The organism is Flavobacterium sp. SLB02 (assembly GCF_009664855.1).
GTDB lineage: Bacteria > Bacteroidota > Bacteroidia > Flavobacteriales > Flavobacteriaceae > Flavobacterium.
Genome location: NZ_CP045928.1, coordinates 1,006,695 through 1,028,179, shown reverse-complemented (window position 1 = coordinate 1,028,179; position 21,485 = coordinate 1,006,695). Strand labels below are relative to the sequence as shown.

Below are 21,485 nucleotides of genomic sequence, written 5' to 3'. Positions count from 1 at the left end.
TGAGTTATTCGCTTAATTATTCAGCGTAAAATTTAATCCAACAGAAATCGTAGTTGGCCGAGGATAATTATTAAATCTATCAATTCCGGGAGCCGCCAATCCGGTCAAATCCATTACTCCGGTTTGATTGATACCGTCTTGCGCATTTAATCCAATCTCAGGATCTACACCTTTGTATTTTGTAAATACGGCAAGGTTTTCTCCCATAAGATAAATTCTAAGCTTTGAACTTTTGTATTTTAATGGCAAAGTATATCCTACTGAAACGGTCTGAAGTCTGAAGAAAGAAGCATCTTCGATCCAGTAATCTGAATATTTAGGAGCAGATGTGATACCGGTATTCAGGAAATCATCCGGAACATTAAAAGTAGGCAGTCGGTTAGGATCGTTCAACATCATATTGGTTGCGTTTAATGCTTTTTGACCAAACATTCCGTATCCTGTAACCCCTAAATCAAAATTTCCGTAAGTAAAATTCATTCCGATACCCATCGTTAAATCAGGCTGAATATTTCCTAAATCTCTTTTATCAGCATCTACAAGAGCACTTTCTGCCACTATACTTCCTGCTGCATTATAGTATTGAATTTTACCATCTGCATCAAGACCCGCATTTTTGAATCCCCAGAACGTTCCAACAGGATATCCCTCGGCAATAATTTGAGAATATTGTCCTGACATACCTGCTAATCCGTGTAAAGATCCGCTGTAAATAACATCTGTTTTATAAGTAGGATTCGATAACTTTTCGATTTTTTGAACATTGTGTCCTAAAGTCAAATTAGCATTCCACGAAAATTTATCTGCTTTTATAATATCTGCATTCAAAGTAAGTTCCACACCTTTATTAGACATTTCACCAACGTTGGCCAGCATTGTTCCTACTAAATAAGGAGGCTGAGGCACTTCGTAGGTATAAAGCAAATCGTTTGTGTTTTTTGAATAATACTCCAATGAACCTGTAATTCTGTTGAACAAACTAAAATCTACCCCAATGTTTAATTGTTTTGTTGATTCCCATTTTAAGTCAGGATTCGGGTTTTGTTTCGGCGAATAAGCCAAACTCCATCTTCCTGTACTTGGATCGTAGTAACTGTCATTTCCAACTCCTAAAATCGAAAGCGATTTGTATTCTCCAATTCCGTCCTGATTACCGGTAACTCCGTAACCTATTCTAAATTTAAGCGTGTCTAACCATCCTTTTGTTGAACTCATAAACTCTTCGCTTGATACTTTCCAGGCGAGAGATGCAGATGGGAAAGTTCCCCATTTATTGTTTTCTCCAAAACGACTTGAACCATCTCGTCTTACGGTACCGGTTAGCAAATATTTCCCGTCATAAGAATAGTTGGCACGGGCATAAAACGAAACCAGATTTGATTTTCCTTTATAAGAATACACATCGCCCAAACGATAATTATAACCTGCACCAAGATTGTTATAACTAAAAGCATCTGTAACAAAACCACTACGTTGTGCGCCAAAACCTTCGTAAATATTCTCTAAGTAAGAGTATCCGGCAAGAGCACCAATAGTATGCTTATCGATTACTTTATTATAATTTACATAAAGTTCTCCTTGTGCATTGGCGTATTCAGCATATGTTTTTTGAGCATATCCTTTTTCGTCAATCCCTTCCATAATCGCGTAAGTTGGTTTGTATGTACTGCCTTTTACTGCATTATGTTCGTATGAAATATTGGCTACAGCAAGAAAATCTTTAAGGAACTTAACTTCGGTTTTAAAATAACCTAACAATCTGTGTCTTTCGTTATCAACAGTTCTGTTGGTTAAAATTTCAACCGGATTTTGGTAGATATTTCCACTAACGGCAGAGAAATCTCCATTAGAATCATATACCGGAATGGTTGGATTTAAATTATAAGTACGCTCAAAAATTCTGTAATCCATTGGATGCCATTTATCAACATTAGCAAATAAACCCATGTCGAATTTTACGTCTTTATTATCTCCAAGATATTGGTAAGCGTTAATATTTCCGCTTAATCTTTCAAGACCCGTTTTTTTGATCACCCCTTCATTGTTTAAGTACGAAAGTGAAGTTCTAAAACCACTCTCAGCCTTACCTGAATTTATGCTCAAAGTATGCGATTGTGAAATAGCCGTCTGCTGGATTGCTTTTTGCCAGTTTGTATTTCCACCATAATCAACAGCATCTTTGTTTCCTGTACTGCGCACGTAACCTCTCCATTGATTGGCTGATAAAAGATCTAAATTATCTGTTACATAACCTACGCTTGATAATCCGCTGTAGGTTACCGAAACTCCTTTTGTACCTGATTTTGTGGTAATGATAATAACTCCATTTGCTCCCCTTGATCCGTAGATGGCTGTCGCCGAGGCATCTTTAAGAACGTCTACCGATTTAATATCTGATGGCTGAACAATATTAATATCAACCCCTGCAATACCATCAACCACAATAAGGGGACTGTTGCTTGCTGTAAGTGAAGTTCCTCCGCGTAAACGGATTGTAGAACCCGCGGCAGGATCTCCAGAAGGACGAATGATATTTAATCCCGCCACTTTTCCTTGTAAAACCTGTTCTGTAGAAGAAATTGTTCCTTTTACCAGATCATCTGCTTTTACACTCGAAATGGCTCCGGTTAAATCTGATTTTTTTTGCGTTCCGTATCCCACAGAAACTACCTGAACTTCTGCAAGCTGATACCCGTCATTTTGCAAACGAACATCTATGTTTGGTTTTGTGGCTGCTGTAATCTGAATCTTTTGGTTGGTAGATCCAATAAAGGAAACTTCGATAGAACTTCCTAGGGCTACAGTCAGGATAAATTTTCCGTCAAAATCTGTAGTGGTCGCATTTCTGGTGCCTACCTCAATTACCGTTGCTCCAGGCAATACACTTCCTGTATTATCATAAACGGTACCTGATACCTGCTTTTTTTCCTGCGCAAAGATTCCTGCCGAAAGAAAAAGCATGAAAATCATGAATACCACATTTTTAGTAGTCCACATTTGATGCAGGACTATTTTTTTATTTTTACTATTCATATGTAGTTATTTATTGTTTTTTATCGGTCATCTGAATTCGCATATCCACTATTAGTTATTATGACCAATTTTGGGTTATGCTCATTTGATTAGAATTGATGATTTAATTTGATAGTGACTTATTTGTCCAAAGTTTTAAGGGGAATGGTAGTATCCGAAATTGTTTTGTCTTTATTGTCTTTTACCACAACATGAATTTCAGTTAAATTTGGAACATCCTTAAGTTCTGAAACCAAATTCACAAATCCTTTTATCTCAGCGGTTCCTCCGGTAAACTCACCAGAAATTATTTTACTTCCCCCTGTAATGGTGTAGATTAATTTGTTTACACCCGATTCGTTATTTTTTCTCGACATTCCAAGAAAATCCTTTTGACTAATTTGTAAAGGGAAAAATCCAAAAACCGGCGCTGGTGGTGGTACAAAAGCTCCGGCGTATAGAACCTGATCTGGAGTTGTTCCTGCCCAATTGTCTTTTACCATCAAAAAAACCAAATTTTCCATCACGTAACCCTCTGGCGCATTGTAATAATCTTTGGGAACCAAATCCATTTTATAAAAACCGTTTCCTAAATCTTTCAATTTTGTTTTCTCTGCAATCTCCGGTTTCGATGCTTCGTAAATTTGCTGAATATTCCAGTCGTTTAGTCCGCTGTGCATGTGAACACTTGTAGCACCGGCAAATCCCGGAGCCAGATTGGCATTAAACAAAATACTTACTCCTTTATCAATTGTTGGTTTTGTCGGATAAGCTCTGATCAGCTCATTGGCTGTGTAAAATGATGAAAAATCAGTGTACGGCATATTGGCCACTTCACTTTGTTTGGATCCGTTTTTGTTTTTTATACGAAGCCAGAATCCTGCACTTGCTGCGATTTCAGCCGGGGTTCTGGAAAAATATTCTGTTGGAGTTAAAGTAAAACTCCAGATTTTGTCTTTTACATGGGTTAGTTTGGCAAATTCTGATGAGTTTTCCCAATTTCCTGAATCTGGTTCTGATGGAGACCAAATCCATAAATATAAATTCTCATTCTCAGCAAATGTAGTTCCCGAAAGATCAAAAAACCACGTCACTTTTTCATCATATTTGTATACTACAGGAAATGATGTCATACTCCCTACAGCTCCGGTTGTTTCTTGTGCCTGCACAAAATTAGGAGCGATCAATAGGGCAAGTAAAATTGTATATATAATTTTTTTCATATTACTTTTAATTAATAGCTGTTAATTTAAACACATAGGAAATAAACACACTTCCCCCGGACCCGCGTGCTAACTGAATTTCCATCTCTCCGTTTTTACCCGGAACCGATGATAATCGAAGTTCATCTGTTTTTTGAGTTTTTTGAGCATCACTATACAAATAAATTTTGACAGGATTACCCGGATTTGTTGGCTGAAAATCTGAGCTCAACTGCCAATATCCTTTTGGGGCAAATAAAGGGGGCACATCTCCTGTAACTTCGTAACTTGTTGGATGGTTCTTTTCATCTACATTAAATTTGATTTTAAAATCTTCGTAGTTGAAATAGGTATTCAAGTTTTCTTCACTTGGCTCGATCTTATTTGCCTTTGCAAATTCATCGACCATTTTCAAATTTGTTAATCCCCAGTTTCCATTTACTTTCTCATAAATGGTAATCGGATCAATGTAGCTTCCGTCTTCTGTGTTATCACAGCCAATGGCAAATAAACACATAAAAACAGCTAACCAGTAAATACTTTTACATCTCATAAATTTTGGTTTTTGTTAGTTTTTTTATCCCTTTAAAAGGACAGTACGAAACTAGATGTTAAATAAATCTAAAAAAAAATATCTGTAAAAAATCAAGATATAATTCAGCAATTTTAAATTATAATTTATTGAAAATCAACAAACTATAACGTTTTCATAAATTAAAAAATCAAGGTTTTGTTGAGATGAAAAATGTAAATAAACTATGGTAAAAATGACAATAACCAAATTAAAACAGATTTTTTTTTCACTATACATATATTTAATTGCTTTTTATTGTATAATTGCAAGTCATTAGATTACTTTTAACATTCTAAACCCGATTTTTCCCTATAATCTTCCTTTCTCCTGTTATATTTTACAAAAGAAGCTACCCATTTTTTAAAAGTTGCTAATCATCAGCTCTTAAACTATTTTTGAATTAAAAAACGAATTAACGCAAGTAAGACTTAAACATTTTTTCCCCTAAACCAAACCAAAAACATGCGAAGAATAGTAATTCTATATTTTTTACTTGCAGGTTTTTCTCTCTCTGCGAAAGAGACAAATCCTGTTCTGGAAGAATTAGATAAAGTGCTCCTTAAAAAGGAAATCTACTTAAACCAGAAGTATCGTAAAATCGAAGCTCTTAAGAAAAACGTTTCTAAGTTTACTTTGAGCCAGAACAACCAGCAGCTTTATAATAATTATATGCTGCTCTTTGAAGAATATAAATCTTTTAAATACGACTCGGCCTATTATTATTTAGAACAGGCCAAGATCAAAGCAATTGTGCTTAAAGAACCTATTTACTTAGCCAAAAGCCGAATTAAAGAAGGTTTTGTATTACTTTCCTCCGGTCTTTTTAAAGAAGCTATTGATACCTTGAATGTGATTGACGATAAAAAACTCGACCAAAGAAACAAGTTCGAATTTTATTCGATAAAAGCCCGCGCCTATTATGATCTTGCCGATTATAATAAAGACCAGCGCTTTAATATTCATTATATACAACAGGGCAATCATTTCCTTAAAAAAGCACTGGAATTAATAGGAACCAATACCAACGAATATTGGGCAGCAGAGAGTTTAAAACGATTGAAACAGCAAGACTGGCGTGGCGCCGAATTTGCGTTTAGCTACTGGATTAACAACTACAAATTACCGCCTGACTATTATGGTATTGCAACCTCGAGTCTGGGATATATTTATTCTGAAAGAGGATATACTAAAAAAGCTATTTATTACCTGGCCCTGGCCGCAATTGCCGATGTTAAAAATGCGACAAAAGAAACCGTTGCGCTTAGAAATCTGGCCAACGAACTCTTTAAAATGGGTTATCTGGACAAGGCAAATGAGTACATTAACATTGCCATGGATGATGCTACTTTTTATAATGCCAGACATCGTAAAATCGAAATTTCGTCGATATTGCCTATTATCGAAAAAGCACAATTGAACAATGTAAAAGAGAAAAACGATAAACTCGAAAGGATCATTATTCTGCTGACAATCCTTACGGTAATTATTATTTTATTCTCGATTATCATTTTCAAACAATTAAAAGAGAGAAATAAAGCCAGAAAAATAATGGCTTCCTCTTACGCTCAACTTCAGGAAATGAATATTAGTCTGAGTGAAGCCAATGCTATTAAAGAGGAATATATTACTTATTTTATTAAAGCAACTTCGGCTTTCATCAATAAAATAGATCATATACAGAAAAGCACGCTTCATAAAATCATTACCAAGAAAACAGACGAAGTTATTGCGAGTCTAAAACGTTACAATGTAAAGGAAGAACGCGAGAATCTTTTTCATCAGTTTGATGAAATCTTCCTGAAGTTATTCCCCACTTTTGTGACCGATTTTAATCATTTATTCCCCAATGATCATAAATGTGTCGTTAAAAAAGGAGAACTTTTAAACACCGAATTACGCATTTTTGCCTTGTACCGGTTAGGAATTCAGGACAGCAACCAAATGGCAGAATTCCTTGAACTTTCTGTAGCTACAATCTATACGTACAAAACCAGAATCAAAAGCAAATCAGACTTTAAGGATACTTTTGAAGAGAAGATTATGGCGATTAAAACAATATAATTTTTTGCCCGCTGGTTGAACGGGTTAAAACAGATTTACACAGATTCTCTTTTTTTTTCAACCTTTGAGAAAAAACAGCCACAAGTTCACGAATTTTTCACATAAAGAATATGTATAATAATTCGTGAATACGTGGCTAACTTTTTAGACCGCTACTCTGTTTCCCAGATCAACAATAAAAAATCTGCGAAAATCTGTTTTAATCCGCATAATCAGTGGCCTATTTTTACTCTGATGCCTCCAACTGAAGAATCACATTTTGATATCTGGTACTTAACGAAAATAACTGCTCGGCAAAAATCATGATTGCAAGTGGAATAAAGAAAAACGAAATTAGATTTTCTATGTATAAAAAGTACGTCGTAAAGATAAAAATACGAGCATATTCAAGATAATACATCCATTTTCGCTGTTCTAATAAAGCCCCACAATTCACTAAAGTAATGAGAATAATCAAAAGCACAAAAACCTTATCAACGAGATTCAGATATTCAAAATAATATGTAAAAACCGTCAAGAACAAAGTGCAAACTCCCAATTGAATATAAAGATAATTCTTAAATCGAAGCCTTTGATGCGGATTGGCTTTATCCTGCAGAAAGCGTTTTTCTAATATAGGACGAATATCCTGATCCATGTGGGCGGGGCTTCCAAAAACGGCTTTCCATTTGGCTTTAAAACCTTCAGAGCGTTTCCATAATTCGTAGATTTCAAAATAATAATGAAAGTGTTGCCAGAGGAAACTATAACTTTTTAGCGGATGCGTTAAACCGTACTTTGGTTTTTCTTCCTCTTGCTGAAAAGTGCCAAAAAGACGGTCCCAAAAGGTAAACATATCTCCATAATTTTTATCTAAATATTTCTGGTCAGAAGCATGGTGAACCCCATGGACAGATGGTGTTACAAAAACATATTCCAGCCATTTTATGCGTGCGATAAGTTGTGTGTGGGTAAAAAAAGAATACGCTCCGTGAACAATGAGCATTGTAATTACCATCGATGGATGAAAACCAACCAAGGGAAGTATACACCAAAAACCGGTTCTTATTATGGCCTGAAAAGTGGTAATTCTGGCGGCAGCCGTAAAATTAAATTCTTCGCTGTGGTGATGCACAATATGTGCTGCCCAGAAAAAATTGACTTCATGACCTAATCTGTGGTACCAATACCAAACAAAATCGGTCGCCAGGATCAAGGCAGACCAAACAAAAACATTGCTTGGGATATCAAAAATTCTATAATTGTCATATATCAAATAATACAATTGATAAAAACTTGCGGCTATAAATAAATTGATCAGTCGCTCTGCAATACCAATGCTAATATTAGACACTGAACTTTCGTAGTTAAAAATTTCCGGTCTCTTTTTGCGCTGCGCTAATTTATATTCTAAAAACAAGAACAGAAAAAAAGCGGGCATTGCAAAAGCTAGAAAATTGATATGTTTCATTTGAAAAATTCCTTTTTTGATTTATAAAAAACTCAAATACATTTACTATAAACTTAAAACAAAGATATTTTCACCGATTAATACCTTCTCTTTTGAAAATAATATTAATCAATGAAAACAGTCTTTATATTCTAAAACCTAATTTTTAATTCTGCTTAAACTTTGGCTCAGCCAACGCAACTTCTTTTACAGATTGTGTATCGGCTACTTTTTGCAAAGCAATAACATAGGCAGCAATACGTGGCGTTACGTTATGTTTGGCTGCGATTCTAAAAACGGTTTCGAAACCTTTTTCTAAAATATCTTCTAAACGTGTATTGATCTGGTGAATTCTCCAGGATTCTAAAAGCGAATTCTGAAGCCATTCGAAATAAGAAACGGTTACTCCTCCAGCATTGGCTAAAATATCAGGAACAACTAATACATTATTATTGTGCAATATTGCATCCGCATCAGACGAAACTGGTCCGTTTGCACCCTCTACGATAATTTTAGCGCGGATATCATTGGCATTTTTTTGCGTGATAACATCTTCTTTGGCAGCAGGAATCAACACATCTACATCCAGCAATAAAAGCTCTTCATGTTTGATGGCAACTGAATTTGGATATCCTTTAATACTTTTATTATTCAGGTTATAATACAGGATTAACTCGGGAATATTCAATCCTTCAGGATTATAAAAAGCTTCGGAAACATCACTAACAGCCACTACTTTTAGTCCTTTTTCGAACAAAAACAAAGCCGAATGCAATCCTACATTACCAAATCCCTGAATGGCAACAGTAGATCTTGCTGGTCTTAGTTTTAATTTTTGAAGAGCCAATAATGTAATAATACTTACGCCTCTTCCGGTTGCTTCTACCCTGCCTAAAGATCCTCCTGAATGCAAATGTTTTCCCGTTACAACGGCGTGAATTGTTTTGCCGTGAACTAATGAAAACTCATCCATCAACCAGCCCATCTCGTCAGGGCCTGTTCCCATGTCCGGAGCAGGAACATCTTTTTCAGGTCCAAAAATATCTGATAAAGCTTTGGTATACGCTCTTGTAATTTTTTCTAATTCTGTTTTAGAAAGCGTTCTAGGATCACAAATGATTCCACCTTTTGCTCCTCCAAAGGGAATTCCGGTTACAGCAGATTTCCAAGTCATCCAGGCCGCAAGTGCTTTTACTTCATCAAGGTTTACGGCATTATCATATCGAATTCCACCTTTTGATGGCCCTAAAGCCGTATTGTGAATCACGCGATATCCTTCAAAATTTTGTTCATTTCCATTATCTAATGTGATAGAAAAATTAACTACAATTTGTTTTTCAGGTCGTTGCAGTTTCTGCCTGATCGATTCGTCTAAATTTAGAATATCGGCAGCGATATTAAAGCGATCAATCATAGATTGAAAGGGATTCTGTTTTATTAATTCTGTACTCATGATATATATTTTTTTTAATTTGGGTTTATTGTGTTTAGAAACTGATCCATTAAAAAGACTTCTGATGGCTACAAAAGAGCTTTTATTATTTTTGATAATTGCTACAGCTCCAACATGGAATTTTCATCAGACAGCACTCCATCATACTACTTGTATTTCTATTTGATCTCATTTTATTCATTTTTTAATAGTTCTAAAAAAAGCCTTTCATGGTGCATGAAAGGCTAAAAAAAAAATAACTAACAAGTTTTTCTCTATTAACGCCATTTCATCGCATCGCTGGACATGCAGCACATCGTCAAGCTGCACATAAGCGGGATGATATATAGACTAAAGTTTTTCATTGTTACTGCAAATCTATAAAATATATTTACAAATTCTATAGAATTAGTAGAGTTTATTTTAATAATTATTAAAATCAGCCTAAAAGAAGCTGTAAACTAACAAATTAAGAATTGAAAATAAATTATTTAAATTGCGAAATAACGATAAAAACAATCGAAATCAAGGCCAAAAAGATGCCTATAAAATTAATTTTAGATAATTTTTCCTTGAAAAAAAGCAGACCAACAAGACTTCCTAAAACAATAACTCCCATGTTCATTCCGGCAAAAACTGTCGAAGGATTTTCGGCGAAAGCCTTATGAGCTTTTAAATAAAATAAAATATTTCCGAAATTAAAGATTCCTACCAAAGCGCCAAAAAGAATATTATTAGGTTCTAATTTTACCTTTTTAATCCCTATTTCATAAATAGAAATTAATACGGCTACTGATAAAGCAATGCAAAAAACAACAAATAAAGAGGTTGGATAAGGCAAAGTGGTATAAAGCGCTACTTGTTTGAAAAGAATATCAATTACTCCAAAACCCAGTAAAACTGCCGCCGGGAAAAACCATTTATTTTCTGTGTTTACAGATTGTTTTCTTAGAATAAACAAAAGAGCCATAAAACCTATAATGATTCCAATGACTTTATAAGAATTAAATTCTTCCTTAAAAATAAGCCAGGCTGCCAATATGGGTATAAATAGTGATAAACGCTGTGCGGCATCAGTTTTTACAATCCCAATATGTTTTATAGAAGCCACTAGAGAAAGAAGCACAAAAGGCAATAAAACCCCAATAGCAATGTAAATATTCCAGGGCGCGCTGGTATCGACTTGGGCCAAATTTGGACTAAAAGTAAAGTAACACAGCGCTAAAGCTGTCGCATAATTGAAAGTCACAATTTGAGTTGGATTGCCCTTGTATTTTCTGGTTATTTTAAAAATTACACCCACAATAACACTACACAGAATACTTAAAACAAGAAATAACATAGGATTACATTTTGAGCACAAAAATAGTACTTAAACTCCTTTGGTTTTATTTTTTATTTCTTTTATTCCAGCCTTTTTTATTTCTAACTGCGTAATTTTTCTTTTTTTATTTGTAATAAATTCAACTGTGGTATTGTTATTATCTGAGCGGAAAAATTTGGTTACAGATTCCGGCAGCAATTCGATATTATAATCATTGTAATACAACTTATTATCTTTCTTTAGAATCTTAATATCTCCATAATCACCAATGTACTGATCGTAAAGGTTAGGATCTATTATAGTTTGGATATGTTTGTACGGATTTTCTACTTCTTTGCCAAAACATATTCCGGCAAGGCCATAAGCAATGTAATATGACTTTGATTGGTTGTTAGACAAAACAGTAATAAAAACTTTATCTTCTGTATATTTATTAAACGAAGTCATGGCTCCAAAAAAACCTCCATCATGCGCAATTAACTGGTGATTTTGATTGTAAAAAGGATTAATCACAACTCCAAAACCAAAATTCTGTTCATTATACGATGTGAACATTTTCTTTTTTGATTCTTCAGATAATAACGTTTGGCTATCAAAAAGTGCTTTATTCCATAAATATAAATCTTCAACAGTCGAATAAACACCATCATGCCCCAAGTTAAAATTCCAGTTGATGTACGGATTTTTTACTAATTTATTATCTTTAAAATAATATCTCTGTGTCATTTTATCGACTATTTCATCACTAGTCGAAACTCCTGAATTGTACATTTTTGCCTTATCCAATACATTTTGCTTTAAATATGCTGCATAAGACTGACCGGATACTTTCTCTACAATTTGCGCCAATAAATAATAACCAATATTACTGTAAGCTGTACTCGTTCCCGGTTCAAACAACAAAGGCTTTTTTGCCAGATACGTGTAGACCGAATCTTTATTAAGGTCTGTTTTAGACAAATACAACTCGTCATAATCCATATCCAGACCTGAATTGTGGCTTAACATCATTTTCAAAGTTATTTTATCTCCCTGAGGAAAACCAACAAAATATTTATTTAAAGGATCCTCTAACGAAAGTTTTTTGTACTCTGCTAATTGTAAAATAGCAACGGCGGTAAATTGCTTCGAAACCGAAGCTAAACTAAATTTTGAATCTATCGTATTTTTCACTTTCCATTCGTAATTGGCAAAACCATAGGCCTTTTTTAATAAAACCGAATCGTTTTTAGAAACCAGAACTGTACCGCTAAAATCATTAACAGCAAATTGTGCGTCCATGTATTGTTCTAGCTTACTACTAATTTCTTTTTGTGAATATCCACAAGTAAATACCAACAATACCATTAGAGTTAATCTTGATTTCATGCTATTTATTTTTACAATTAATGATTATTTTATTAAGTGTTTTATCTAGTAATGCTATTTCTTCCAGTGATAAACCATCAAGTGCTGTTTGCCTGTTTGACTTAATAACAGGTTGTATTAACTCCAGCGTTTTTAGTCCTTTATTGGTGATTTCGAGATTAAATTTTCTTCGATCTTCCGGATGAATCGTTCGGTTTAAATATTCATTTTTAACCATCAGTTCGATCATTCTAGTTATTGATGCGTTATCCTTAAAAACAAGATTGGCCAATTCGTTCTGAGAAATATTCTGATTTTCATTTAATATAATCAATACTAAACATTGATCTACTGTAATGTCTTTTACAACTTTGCTGATATTTTTCTGGGCCAGCTTTCGATATTCCTTTATTGCTTTTTCTATTGAATACAAAGCAGTTCCGGTTGGGTTTTCAAGTTTCATATCTTTTTTATTTGACGCAAATATAATTGATATATCAACATAAATCATATAATTGATATATTTTTTTAATCTCAAAGAATCAGAGCCGCATTTTTTTTTAAGTTTTATGCTCTTATTTTGGGATTAATTTAAGATACCCAAGTCATCAATAATATAAATTTTGCGTCCTTGCACCTTTGCCGAGATTATTTCATCCCCGTAAAAAAAACTTTGTGCTCTCTTGCGGTTAAACTCTCATTTTTCTATTTTCTATTTTCTAAAAAACTAATCACCTTTAAGCCAGCCAGTAATACTCATTCTGGTATTTTGAGTAACCAAAACTTCATGAACCAATTCATTACTTTTAAAAAAAACGGTTTTGCCCTGAGTAGGTGATATTTTTTGATTGCTATTTTCCTGATGAATCATCAGTTCTCCCCCATCGCTTTCCTGCCAATTGCTGTTAAGATAGCTAATCATCGAATATTTACGGCTTGGATTATTCTTAAACTGATCCAAATGTTTCAGGTAAAAATCTCCGGTTTCGTATAAAGAATAATGAAATTCATAACCGGTAATTCCGGCATAACAACTTTCGTTTAAGTAAATAATAAAAGCATCGATGCGAGCAAAGAATTCATTTTCGAAAACATTATTGTGCTTTTTATCCAGCCAATAAATAGAATCGCTACGAATAGCCCCGTCGTAAGACACTTTCTCTGAATTGCCAATTCCTGCGGCCAGCAATAAACTTTTCTGGTTTAAATCAAGTAAGTTTTGTTTTAAGTGATTGGCCAGCTCAGGACTTAAAAAATGTTCTGATATCCCTACTTTGTTTTCAATATAACTCGCAATCAGATCCTCGAAACCATTTTCCATTTTTGTTTTGGGAAAACTGCAAATACAGCTAACGCAGCAAGGTAGAATAATTAAAAATGGCAACGGGTTTATTTTCAATAAATAAAAGAAGAGAAATACTTTGGGCAAGCCAAAAAACACATGCACTAATCAGTCTGAGTTTTTAGTCAATCTTGTTATCTGAAACAAGACTCTAGCAATAGTGAACAGACGAAGTTGAAGGCACTAGAAACTCCGAAATAAAATTGCCAATCTTTATTGACTTACGTGTGATCTCTTCTGCATCAAGATGACAAACTGTACGAAAACTAAAACACAAAACCCGACAGGTTTTAAAAACTGTCGGGTTTGATTTGTAATACGCAATTTTAAATTTACAACTTACTAATATAACTTCCGTACATATCTTTAAACTGATGCCCTTGTGCAAAGCGATCTTTGCTTAATTTTTTATATTCCACCAATCCCCATAAAATAAATTCTTTGAAAAAATATTGGTCTTTTTTATCTAATTGTGGCTGATATTTTTTCAATAAAGTTTCTAATGGAGTTACTTCATCCAAAATCGCCTGATATTCCTTATCTGAAGCATCGTCTAATAATTCGAAACCACTTTCAGCAAAAAACCATTCGATTAAATCAGAATACGGTGTTTTCTCTCCAGATTTTTCCAACTTCTCAATCTTAGGCAAAAGTGTCGGGAATAAAGTTCGAATAGCAGATCCAATTAAATTCTGTGCCACTGCGGCAGCTCCCTCCTGCTCTCCTTCATAAACCAATTCCACTTTTCCAGTAATAGCAGGAATAATCCCTATGAAATCAGACAAACGTAAAGTTGTTTTATCAACTCCGGCTTTTAAAGCACGGCGCTCAGCTGTACTCATTAAATTCTCAAAAGCAGTAATGCTCATTCTGGCACTTACACCACTTTTATTATCAATGTATTCGCTATCGCGCGCTTCAAAACTTATTTGCTCTAAGATATCTTTAGCCAGACTTGGCACATAAACCAATTTGTGTTGTGTTTCGTCCAGTTTTGCTTCTTGTTCTGTAATGGTTCTGGCAATAGCAACGCTTTCAGGATAATGCGTCAGGATTTGAGAACCAATTCTGTCTTTTAATGGTGTTACAATACTTCCGCGATTGGTATAATCTTCCGGATTTGCGGTAAAGATAAATTGCATATCCAGTGGCATTCTGAGTTTAAATCCTCTAATTTGGATATCGCCTTCCTGCAAAATATTAAATAATGCTACCTGAATTCTGGCTTGCAAATCGGGTAATTCGTTGATTACAAAAATACAACGATTCGCTCTTGGAATCATCCCAAAGTGAATTACACGATCATCTGCATAGGATAATTTAAGATTAGCTGCTTTTATAGGGTCAACATCTCCAATTAAATCAGCTACGGTAACATCAGGAGTTGCTAATTTTTCAAAGAAACGTTCGTTTCTGTGCAACCACAAAATTGGAGTTTCATCGCCTTTTTCATCGATTAAATCTTTTGCAAAACGAGAGATTGGATTAAGCGGATCGTCATTGATTTCTGAACCTTCTACAAAGGGAATGTATTGGTCTAATAATTCGACCATTTTACGCGCCAAACGCGTTTTTGCCTGACCACGAAGGCCTAACAAATTGATATTATGACGAGATAAAATCGCGCGCTCTAATTCTGGAATAACCGTATTTTCAAAACCATGAACGCCTTCGAAAACAGGTTTCCCCGATTTTATTTTCTCACGAAGATTATTTCGCAATTCGTCTTTGATACTTATACTTTTATATCCTGAGGCTTTTAATTGTCCGAGTGTGTTTATATTTTTTATTTCCATTTTTATTGAAATATATGTTTTTGTTGTTATTTTTTTTTAATGACAAATATTGTGTCATTACTTTGCAAAGACGCAGAGCTATTGGTCTCTACAGTATGCGTTGCATAAAAAATCCGCTTTGATGCCACTCACGAAGAAACCTACAAACCCAGACTAAGACCGAAAACTATCTAACTCTCTTCTTCCTATTGGTCTCATAATCTTCAAAAATCATTTCGCCCAAACCTTTAAGTCCGGTATAAAATGCTTTTCCCTGATTGGCTTCGGTAAAATGATTGACAAAACGCTGTAAATACTGATCGTTTGCAATCATAAATGTTGTAATGGGAATATGTAATTTTCTAGCTTGCTGCGCCTGGGTGTAACATTTCTCTACAATATATTCGTCGAGTCCGTTACTGTTCATATAATATGAACCGTCACGCTCGCGCACGCAGCTTGGTTTCCCGTCGGTAATCATGAAAATTTGCTTGTTGGTATTTCGTTTTCTGCGCAAAATATCCATTGCCAATTGCAAACCTGCAACTGTGTTTGTATGATATGGCCCCACTTGTAAATACGGTAAATCCTTGATTGGAATTACCCAGGCATCGTTTCCGAAAACCAAAATATCCAGCGTATCTTTTGGATAACGAGTTGTGATTAGTTCAGCCAGAGCCATCGCAACTTTTTTGGCCGGCGTAATTCTGTCTTCGCCGTACAAAATCATACTGTGGCTGATGTCAATCATTAACACCGTACTCATTTGGGCTTTATATTGGGTTTCTTCGACCACCAGATCATTTTCGGTCAGCATGAAACTCTCTACGCCATTGTTGATTTGAGCATTTCGCAAACTTTCGGTCAGTGAAATACGTTCTAAACCATCTCCAAAATTAAATTCGCGGAATTCTCCGGTATGTTCATCGCCATTTCCGGCATGTTTGGTTTTGTGATTTCCTGCTCCGGAACGTTTTAAATTTCCGAAAATTTGATCTAAAGCTTGTTGACGAATGGCACGTTCTGTTTTAGCAGTGATTGCAAAACCTCCTGTTCCGTCTTCTTTAACCTCGTCTTTTATGTAACCTTTCTTTTTTAAATCTTCGATAAAATCATCGATTGTGTAGTTTTCGTCGGTCAGTTTATATTCTTTGTCCAACTCCCGAAGCCAGTCTATAGCTTCATCAAAATCGCCCGAAGTATGGGTGATTAGCTCTTTGAAAATGCCAAAAAGTTTTTCAAACGGAGACTGAAATGGGGCTTCGTACGTCTTAAAATAAAAACCTTTTTTAAATTCGTTTTTCATAATTCTAAAATTACGCTATTTTAGAATTATGAAAAAAGAAACGTTTATTAATTTTTAGTTAAAGTATTTCAATAAAATTAGCCGAAATTGGCAAGAAGTCTACTAATTATTCAAACTTTCCATCAAGGTAATACCATGCATTATTTTCGAATCTGAAGGTCGAAAACTCATAATGAACCTGCGGCTCATTGTTTGAATCGAGAAAATTGGCTTTAAATTCTACTGTGTTTTCAGTAAAACTTAAAATCTCCAGTTTTTGCCATTTATTGCTTGTTGCCCAATTTAGAATTTCTGATTTTGAATAATATTTTCGTTCAGAAATATAGGTAGTCTGTAAAAGATAATCGGCGTTATGAGTGGCATACGCCGAAAATCTTGAACGCATCAAAGCCAAAGCCGTTGGCCCTTTTTGATTGTCTTCAAGATACAATCCGCAGCAATCTTTAAACAATAAACCGGTATCGCAATAACATTTTTTATTCTCCATCAACTTGCTCTTCGCCGTTAATCTTAACGTGTAATTGATTCAATAAAACCTGATATCTGCTTATTTCTCTTAAATCTTCGTCTTCTTCGGCATGATCCAGCATTTCGTCTAAAGTTTCGTTTACTTCAAGCAATTTGTTATTGGCTTCTCTGTTATTTTTTGCCGCAATTAAATCTATAATTTCCTGTACGTTAACTTTTAAATCTTCAAATTTACTCATATATAATGTTTTGTTATTTTTACTTTCAGATTTCAAGTTTCAGGTCACCTTAAGCAAAAGTTCAACCTGAAACTTGAAATCTGAAACTTTTTTATTCTTGTTTTTTATCTTCGTTGAACTTCTTAATAATTTCTTTTAATTTTTCTTTACGTGCAATTTCAGCCTGTTTTACTTTGTTTTGGGCTTTGTGCAATTTGTCGTTATGCTTTTTGATATTCCTTTCGTTGTTGCGTCCCATTATATTTCTCTTTTAATTTCTTCTAAAGTTTTATCGGTGTAAATCAGTTCGTTGATGATTTGCTTTCTTAGATCATCGATATCATCATAATCAAAATGTTTCGCCCATGATGTTAGTTGCTGCAAATTCCGGATTTGTTTGATTCGTTTAGTGGTCTCAAAACTGGTTCTTAAAACTGGTTTGCCATCATATTTGGGATTCTTCTTGTGCTGATAGGTTACGGTATTTTTATCAAAATCGGCCTCGATATAATACAGCTTCTCTTGGGCATTATCAGAATAAAACTCCTTCCAATTGGCAAAACCTATTTTTGTTTTCGATTCGGTTTCCGGTTCACGTGCCACCAAACGCCATTTACTGTTGGCTAATCTTCCCCAATGATTCGAAACTCGATACATTCCCTTTTCGGTGTAATAATAGGCACTTCCGGCTTTGCTTTCAAACTGTTTCTTTAAACCTTCAATTTCATTTAAAAGTACTTCATGAAAAACACAAAATGTATTTTTGAACGAATTAGGATGTGGCTTGAAGTTTTTTTGCATGTGCAAATATACTCAGATTGTAAAGAACTCCCTAAAACAAACATAAATTGATTAACTTTGTACCTTTAATTTTAAAATAAAAAAAGTCATGTCTAAAGATTCACAAGAAAAAATGTTGCAAAAAGGAGTTTATACAGGCATCATGGAGAAAGATGAAAACAACAATTATTTTTGTGGTGAATATCTTTTAGATTATAAAATCGCTCATGCTAATCATACTTTAGGGGAATTGATTACTATAAAATCTGTTATCGAAAATCCAAGCGACATTAGTTATGATAAATACCCAAAGAAATCTAAAAACTTTCATAAGGCAAATCAGAAACCTGAGGATAAGTAAAAATTTGTTTCAGCAAGTTTTGAAATGAGAATTTCACCGCAGAGAACACAAAGATTTCAATTATTATTACCCTAAGAAAGCACAAAGTTCACAAAGTTGGTTAAATACAACGCTTTGTGAACTTTGTATTTTTTTTTTATAAAATTCCTAAAAAAAAATGTGCGTTTTCTGTGCTAAAAATAAACCTCTTTCAAATTTTTGAAGACCAAATATCTCACAAAAACTATTGAGCCCCAAATAGAAGTAGAAAACCTTGTGTACTGGGAGGGCATAACAAAAGGTTAGGTCACTTTACTTTTATTTTAATTGGAGTTCAGTGAACTTCTTTTAGAACGCATAGGGGGAAATAATTCTTTATTATTTTTATACAAACAAAAAACCTTCATCCAGCTATTCACAATCAATCTTTTAGATATTTTTCGAATATTTTTTCCTTGAAAACTAAAAAGTTAAAAAAAAGTGTACCTTTGCAAAAAATTTGTCTTTTTGAACAATTAATTTCAATTTCAAACTAATAGACAAGTAGTTACCTTATTTATGAAAAAAATAGTTGAATACCGCAAGTTACTAAACGTAGACAAAACTGCAGAGTTAAAAGATTTAAAAACAATCTATCGTAATGCGATGAAAGAAGCTCATCCTGATAAATTTCAAGGTGATGAAGCAGGTTTGAAAGAAGCAGAAGAAAAAAGTAAGGCTATCATTGAGGCTTATCACTTTTTGGTGAGTATTAATCCTGAGACGATTAAAGCAAATTTACCGGAATACACAGAGACTATCGCAACTTCATCAATTACTGATTATAAATTTGTTGATGGTCGTTTAATCATCGATTTTTCTAACGGAAGTGTTTACGAATACATTAGTGTTCCTAAAGCAACTTATGTAAAAATGGTAAATGCTGATTCTCCTGGAAGATTCGCAAAAAGACACATTCTGAACTCTTTTACCTGGAGAAAGAAAACAAATCAAGAATAGATTTATACTTAAATATTTACAAAAGCACTCCCTTATCAGAGTGCTTTTTTTATGCTTAAAAATTAAAAAATTATCTATTTAGATTCATAATAATAATATAATTAAGAGTTTTGAGTCAAATCAGACCAACAAACACGCTGATTACATGAGAATTACGCTAAAAAAAACTATAACAAAATTTTAGGTTACAAAATTCTTTAAGTTTTATATTTTTAGATACTTTTGTTGCACAAATCAATTAACTAATTAATTTTTTATAATGAAAAAAATACTTTTTTTACTAACCGCTTCTGTAGCGATTATTTCATGCAGTAAAGTTAAAGACGGAGAATACCTAATTACAGGAACTGCAACAGGTATTGAAAACGGAAAAACAATCATTCTTCAAGGTCAGGACCCAACTACTAAAATGGCAGTGGCTCTTGATACAGTAAAAGTTGAAAACGGAAAATTCGAAATAAAAGGAAAAGTAACTGAACCAGCTTTTCATACTTTAATTCTTCAAGGTGCTAATGGGCCAATCCCTTTTATATTAGAAACAGGAGAAATTACTATTGCAATTGATAAAGATAGTATTCATAAATCTAAAATTTCTGGAACTTATAACAATGACGAGTACGTGAAATTTAATGAGGATTTAACTAAAACTCAAAAAAGTTTAATTGATTTTCAGAAAAAGAATACTCAAAAAATGCAACAAGCTCAACAAGCTCAGGATACAGCAACTATCAACGGTTTGATGAAACAATACATGACTTTACAAACTGAAGTTCAGGCTAACTCTAAAAAGAAATATTTAGCTTACGCTGAAAGCCACCCTAAAGCTTACATCTCTGCTTTGATTATTCAAAGTATGGTGTCTGACCCAAGTGCTGATATTAAAAAGACAGAAAGCTTATTTAATGCTTTGGATGAGTCTTTGAAAAACAGTACTACTGGAAAAGAAATTAAAACAAAACTAGGTCAAGCGCAATTACCTGCAGTTGGTGCATCAGCAGCTCCTGTTGGTAGCCCTAACTGAAGAGCAGATTTTTCAGCTCCTAATCCGGAAGGAAAAGTTGTTTCGCTTAAAGAAAGTTTAGGCAAAGTAACAATTGTAGATTTCTGGGCTTCGTGGTGTGGACCATGTAGAAAAGAAAACCCTAATGTTGTAGCGATTTATAAAGAGCTACACTCAAAAGGATTAAATATTATTGGTGTATCATTAGATAAGGAAAAAAGCAAGTGGACAGAAGCTATCGCAAAAGATGGTTTAACCTGGACTCATGTTTCTAACCTTAAGTTTTGGGAAGAGCCAATTGCTAAACAATACGGAGTAGAATCTATTCCTGCAACTTTTATTCTTGATGCATCAGGAAAAGTAGTTGCTCAAGACTTAAGAGGTCCTGAATTGAGAGCAAAAATATTAGAGCTTTTAGCTAAATAATACCGATTTCAGAATAAAACAAAAAATCTCCTAAAAACTTAGGAGATTTTTTTTTGTTTTGATCTATCCCAAAATTGAAAATAACCCAGAATTAAATGTAACTCTAGTTTTGCAGACAAAAATACGTTATGCTCAAAACTAAAGAATACTGACTATAAAAATTTGGTATTATTTAAAAAATCTGTTAGCGGGCTTAAAAAGCCTTATCAAGAGCTGCTGATATTTAAAGTTGCTACGTTATTTTCTGAAAAAGCAATTGTGAGCCAGAGTAAAGAAAATATGTTCTTTAATTTTTATTCTTGATTTATCAGGAAAATTAGCTGTTCAAGACATAAGTCTCCCAGAATTAAAAGTAAAAACACATAATTACAACTTAAGAATAATCTTATATTCAAGAATAAGTTAAAAAAAAATGCTAATTAGATATTTTTTATTTTATTCAATTCCAAC

At 33.9% G+C, this 21,485-nt stretch carries 19 protein-coding genes and 1 pseudogene; 5 read left to right on the top strand and 15 right to left on the bottom strand.

What is annotated here, in order from left to right; genetic code table 11:
• Positions 1-12: 12 nt before the first annotated feature.
• The 3 genes from GIY83_RS04185 to GIY83_RS04175 all read right to left on the bottom strand — a co-directional run bounded on the left by GIY83_RS04185 (position 13) and on the right by GIY83_RS04175 (position 4,767).
• Entirely contained in the window at positions 13-3,033 is a 3,021-nt protein-coding gene (locus tag GIY83_RS04185; RefSeq protein WP_208684969.1) for a TonB-dependent receptor, read from the bottom strand.
• A gap of 119 nt (positions 3,034-3,152) precedes the next feature.
• Complete coding sequence (locus GIY83_RS04180) at positions 3,153-4,235, bottom strand: hypothetical protein (protein WP_208684967.1); 1,083 nt, start codon at positions 4,233-4,235, stop codon at positions 3,153-3,155.
• A 7-nt stretch (positions 4,236-4,242) separates the two neighbouring features.
• Positions 4,243-4,767, bottom strand: coding sequence for a DUF5004 domain-containing protein (locus GIY83_RS04175; protein ID WP_208684965.1), 525 nt, complete (start codon positions 4,765-4,767; stop codon positions 4,243-4,245).
• 483 nt (positions 4,768-5,250) lie between these two features.
• Here GIY83_RS04175 and GIY83_RS04170 point away from each other — a divergent pair, with 483 nt between their 5' ends.
• Positions 5,251-6,849, top strand: coding sequence for a DUF6377 domain-containing protein (locus tag GIY83_RS04170; protein ID WP_208684963.1), 1,599 nt, complete (start codon positions 5,251-5,253; stop codon positions 6,847-6,849).
• Positions 6,850-7,075: 226 nt separating this feature from the next.
• Here the strand turns inward: GIY83_RS04170 and GIY83_RS04165 are convergent, their stop codons facing one another.
• The 12 genes from GIY83_RS04165 to GIY83_RS04110 form a co-directional block, all read right to left on the bottom strand.
• A complete protein-coding gene (locus tag GIY83_RS04165; protein ID WP_208684961.1) occupies positions 7,076-8,299 on the bottom strand; it encodes a sterol desaturase family protein in 1,224 nt (407 codons plus the stop codon).
• A gap of 145 nt (positions 8,300-8,444) precedes the next feature.
• Complete coding sequence (locus GIY83_RS04160) at positions 8,445-9,731, bottom strand: Glu/Leu/Phe/Val dehydrogenase (RefSeq protein ID WP_229029208.1); 1,287 nt, start codon at positions 9,729-9,731, stop codon at positions 8,445-8,447.
• Positions 9,732-10,197: 466 nt separating this feature from the next.
• Positions 10,198-11,052 (bottom strand): DMT family transporter, encoded by an 855-nt coding sequence (locus GIY83_RS04155; RefSeq protein WP_208684959.1) that lies wholly within the window; start codon positions 11,050-11,052, stop codon positions 10,198-10,200.
• 30 nt (positions 11,053-11,082) lie between these two features.
• Positions 11,083-12,402 (bottom strand): serine hydrolase, encoded by a 1,320-nt coding sequence (locus GIY83_RS04150; protein WP_208684957.1) that lies wholly within the window; start codon positions 12,400-12,402, stop codon positions 11,083-11,085.
• Position 12,403: 1 nt separating this feature from the next.
• Positions 12,404-12,844 (bottom strand): MarR family winged helix-turn-helix transcriptional regulator, encoded by a 441-nt coding sequence (locus GIY83_RS04145; protein ID WP_194618287.1) that lies wholly within the window; start codon positions 12,842-12,844, stop codon positions 12,404-12,406.
• A 264-nt stretch (positions 12,845-13,108) separates the two neighbouring features.
• On the bottom strand, positions 13,109-13,702 hold the full coding sequence (locus GIY83_RS04140; protein WP_194618286.1) for a 2OG-Fe(II) oxygenase family protein: 594 nt from the start codon (positions 13,700-13,702) through the stop codon (positions 13,109-13,111).
• 353 nt (positions 13,703-14,055) lie between these two features.
• Positions 14,056-15,519, bottom strand: coding sequence for an AAA family ATPase (locus GIY83_RS04135; RefSeq protein WP_194618285.1), 1,464 nt, complete (start codon positions 15,517-15,519; stop codon positions 14,056-14,058).
• Between the two features lie 166 nt (positions 15,520-15,685).
• A complete protein-coding gene (locus tag GIY83_RS04130) occupies positions 15,686-16,804 on the bottom strand; it encodes a VWA domain-containing protein (RefSeq protein WP_208684955.1) in 1,119 nt (372 codons plus the stop codon).
• A 106-nt stretch (positions 16,805-16,910) separates the two neighbouring features.
• Positions 16,911-17,291: a YchJ family protein gene (locus GIY83_RS04125; protein ID WP_208684947.1), complete on the bottom strand. Its 381-nt coding sequence runs from the start codon at positions 17,289-17,291 to the stop codon at positions 16,911-16,913.
• Complete coding sequence (locus GIY83_RS04120; protein ID WP_194618282.1) at positions 17,281-17,511, bottom strand: hypothetical protein; 231 nt, start codon at positions 17,509-17,511, stop codon at positions 17,281-17,283. The genes GIY83_RS04125 and GIY83_RS04120 overlap by 11 nt, the downstream gene beginning before the upstream one ends.
• 91 nt (positions 17,512-17,602) lie before the next feature.
• Positions 17,603-17,749: a hypothetical protein gene (locus GIY83_RS04115; RefSeq protein ID WP_194618281.1), complete on the bottom strand. Its 147-nt coding sequence runs from the start codon at positions 17,747-17,749 to the stop codon at positions 17,603-17,605.
• Positions 17,749-18,291 carry a hypothetical protein gene (locus GIY83_RS04110; protein ID WP_194618280.1) on the bottom strand — a complete coding sequence of 181 codons (543 nt, stop codon included), beginning with the start codon at positions 18,289-18,291 and terminating at the stop codon, positions 17,749-17,751. Before GIY83_RS04110 ends, GIY83_RS04115 begins: the two co-directional genes overlap by 1 nt.
• A gap of 88 nt (positions 18,292-18,379) precedes the next feature.
• Here GIY83_RS04110 and GIY83_RS04105 point away from each other — a divergent pair, with 88 nt between their 5' ends.
• From GIY83_RS04105 to GIY83_RS25150, 4 genes and pseudogenes are all read left to right on the top strand, one after another.
• The gene (locus GIY83_RS04105) at positions 18,380-18,631 is read left to right on the top strand and encodes a hypothetical protein (RefSeq protein ID WP_089480432.1); all 252 of its coding nucleotides are present in this window, start codon (positions 18,380-18,382) and stop codon (positions 18,629-18,631) included.
• Positions 18,632-19,168: 537 nt separating this feature from the next.
• A complete protein-coding gene (locus tag GIY83_RS04100; RefSeq protein ID WP_194618278.1) occupies positions 19,169-19,609 on the top strand; it encodes a KTSC domain-containing protein in 441 nt (146 codons plus the stop codon).
• 259 nt (positions 19,610-19,868) lie between these two features.
• Positions 19,869-20,630: a DUF4369 domain-containing protein gene (locus tag GIY83_RS04095; protein WP_194618277.1), complete on the top strand. Its 762-nt coding sequence runs from the start codon at positions 19,869-19,871 to the stop codon at positions 20,628-20,630.
• 66 nt (positions 20,631-20,696) lie between these two features.
• Positions 20,697-21,035 (top strand): annotated as a pseudogene (locus GIY83_RS25150) (TlpA family protein disulfide reductase); the annotation flags it as partial.
• Positions 21,036-21,485: the final 450 nt, after the last annotated feature.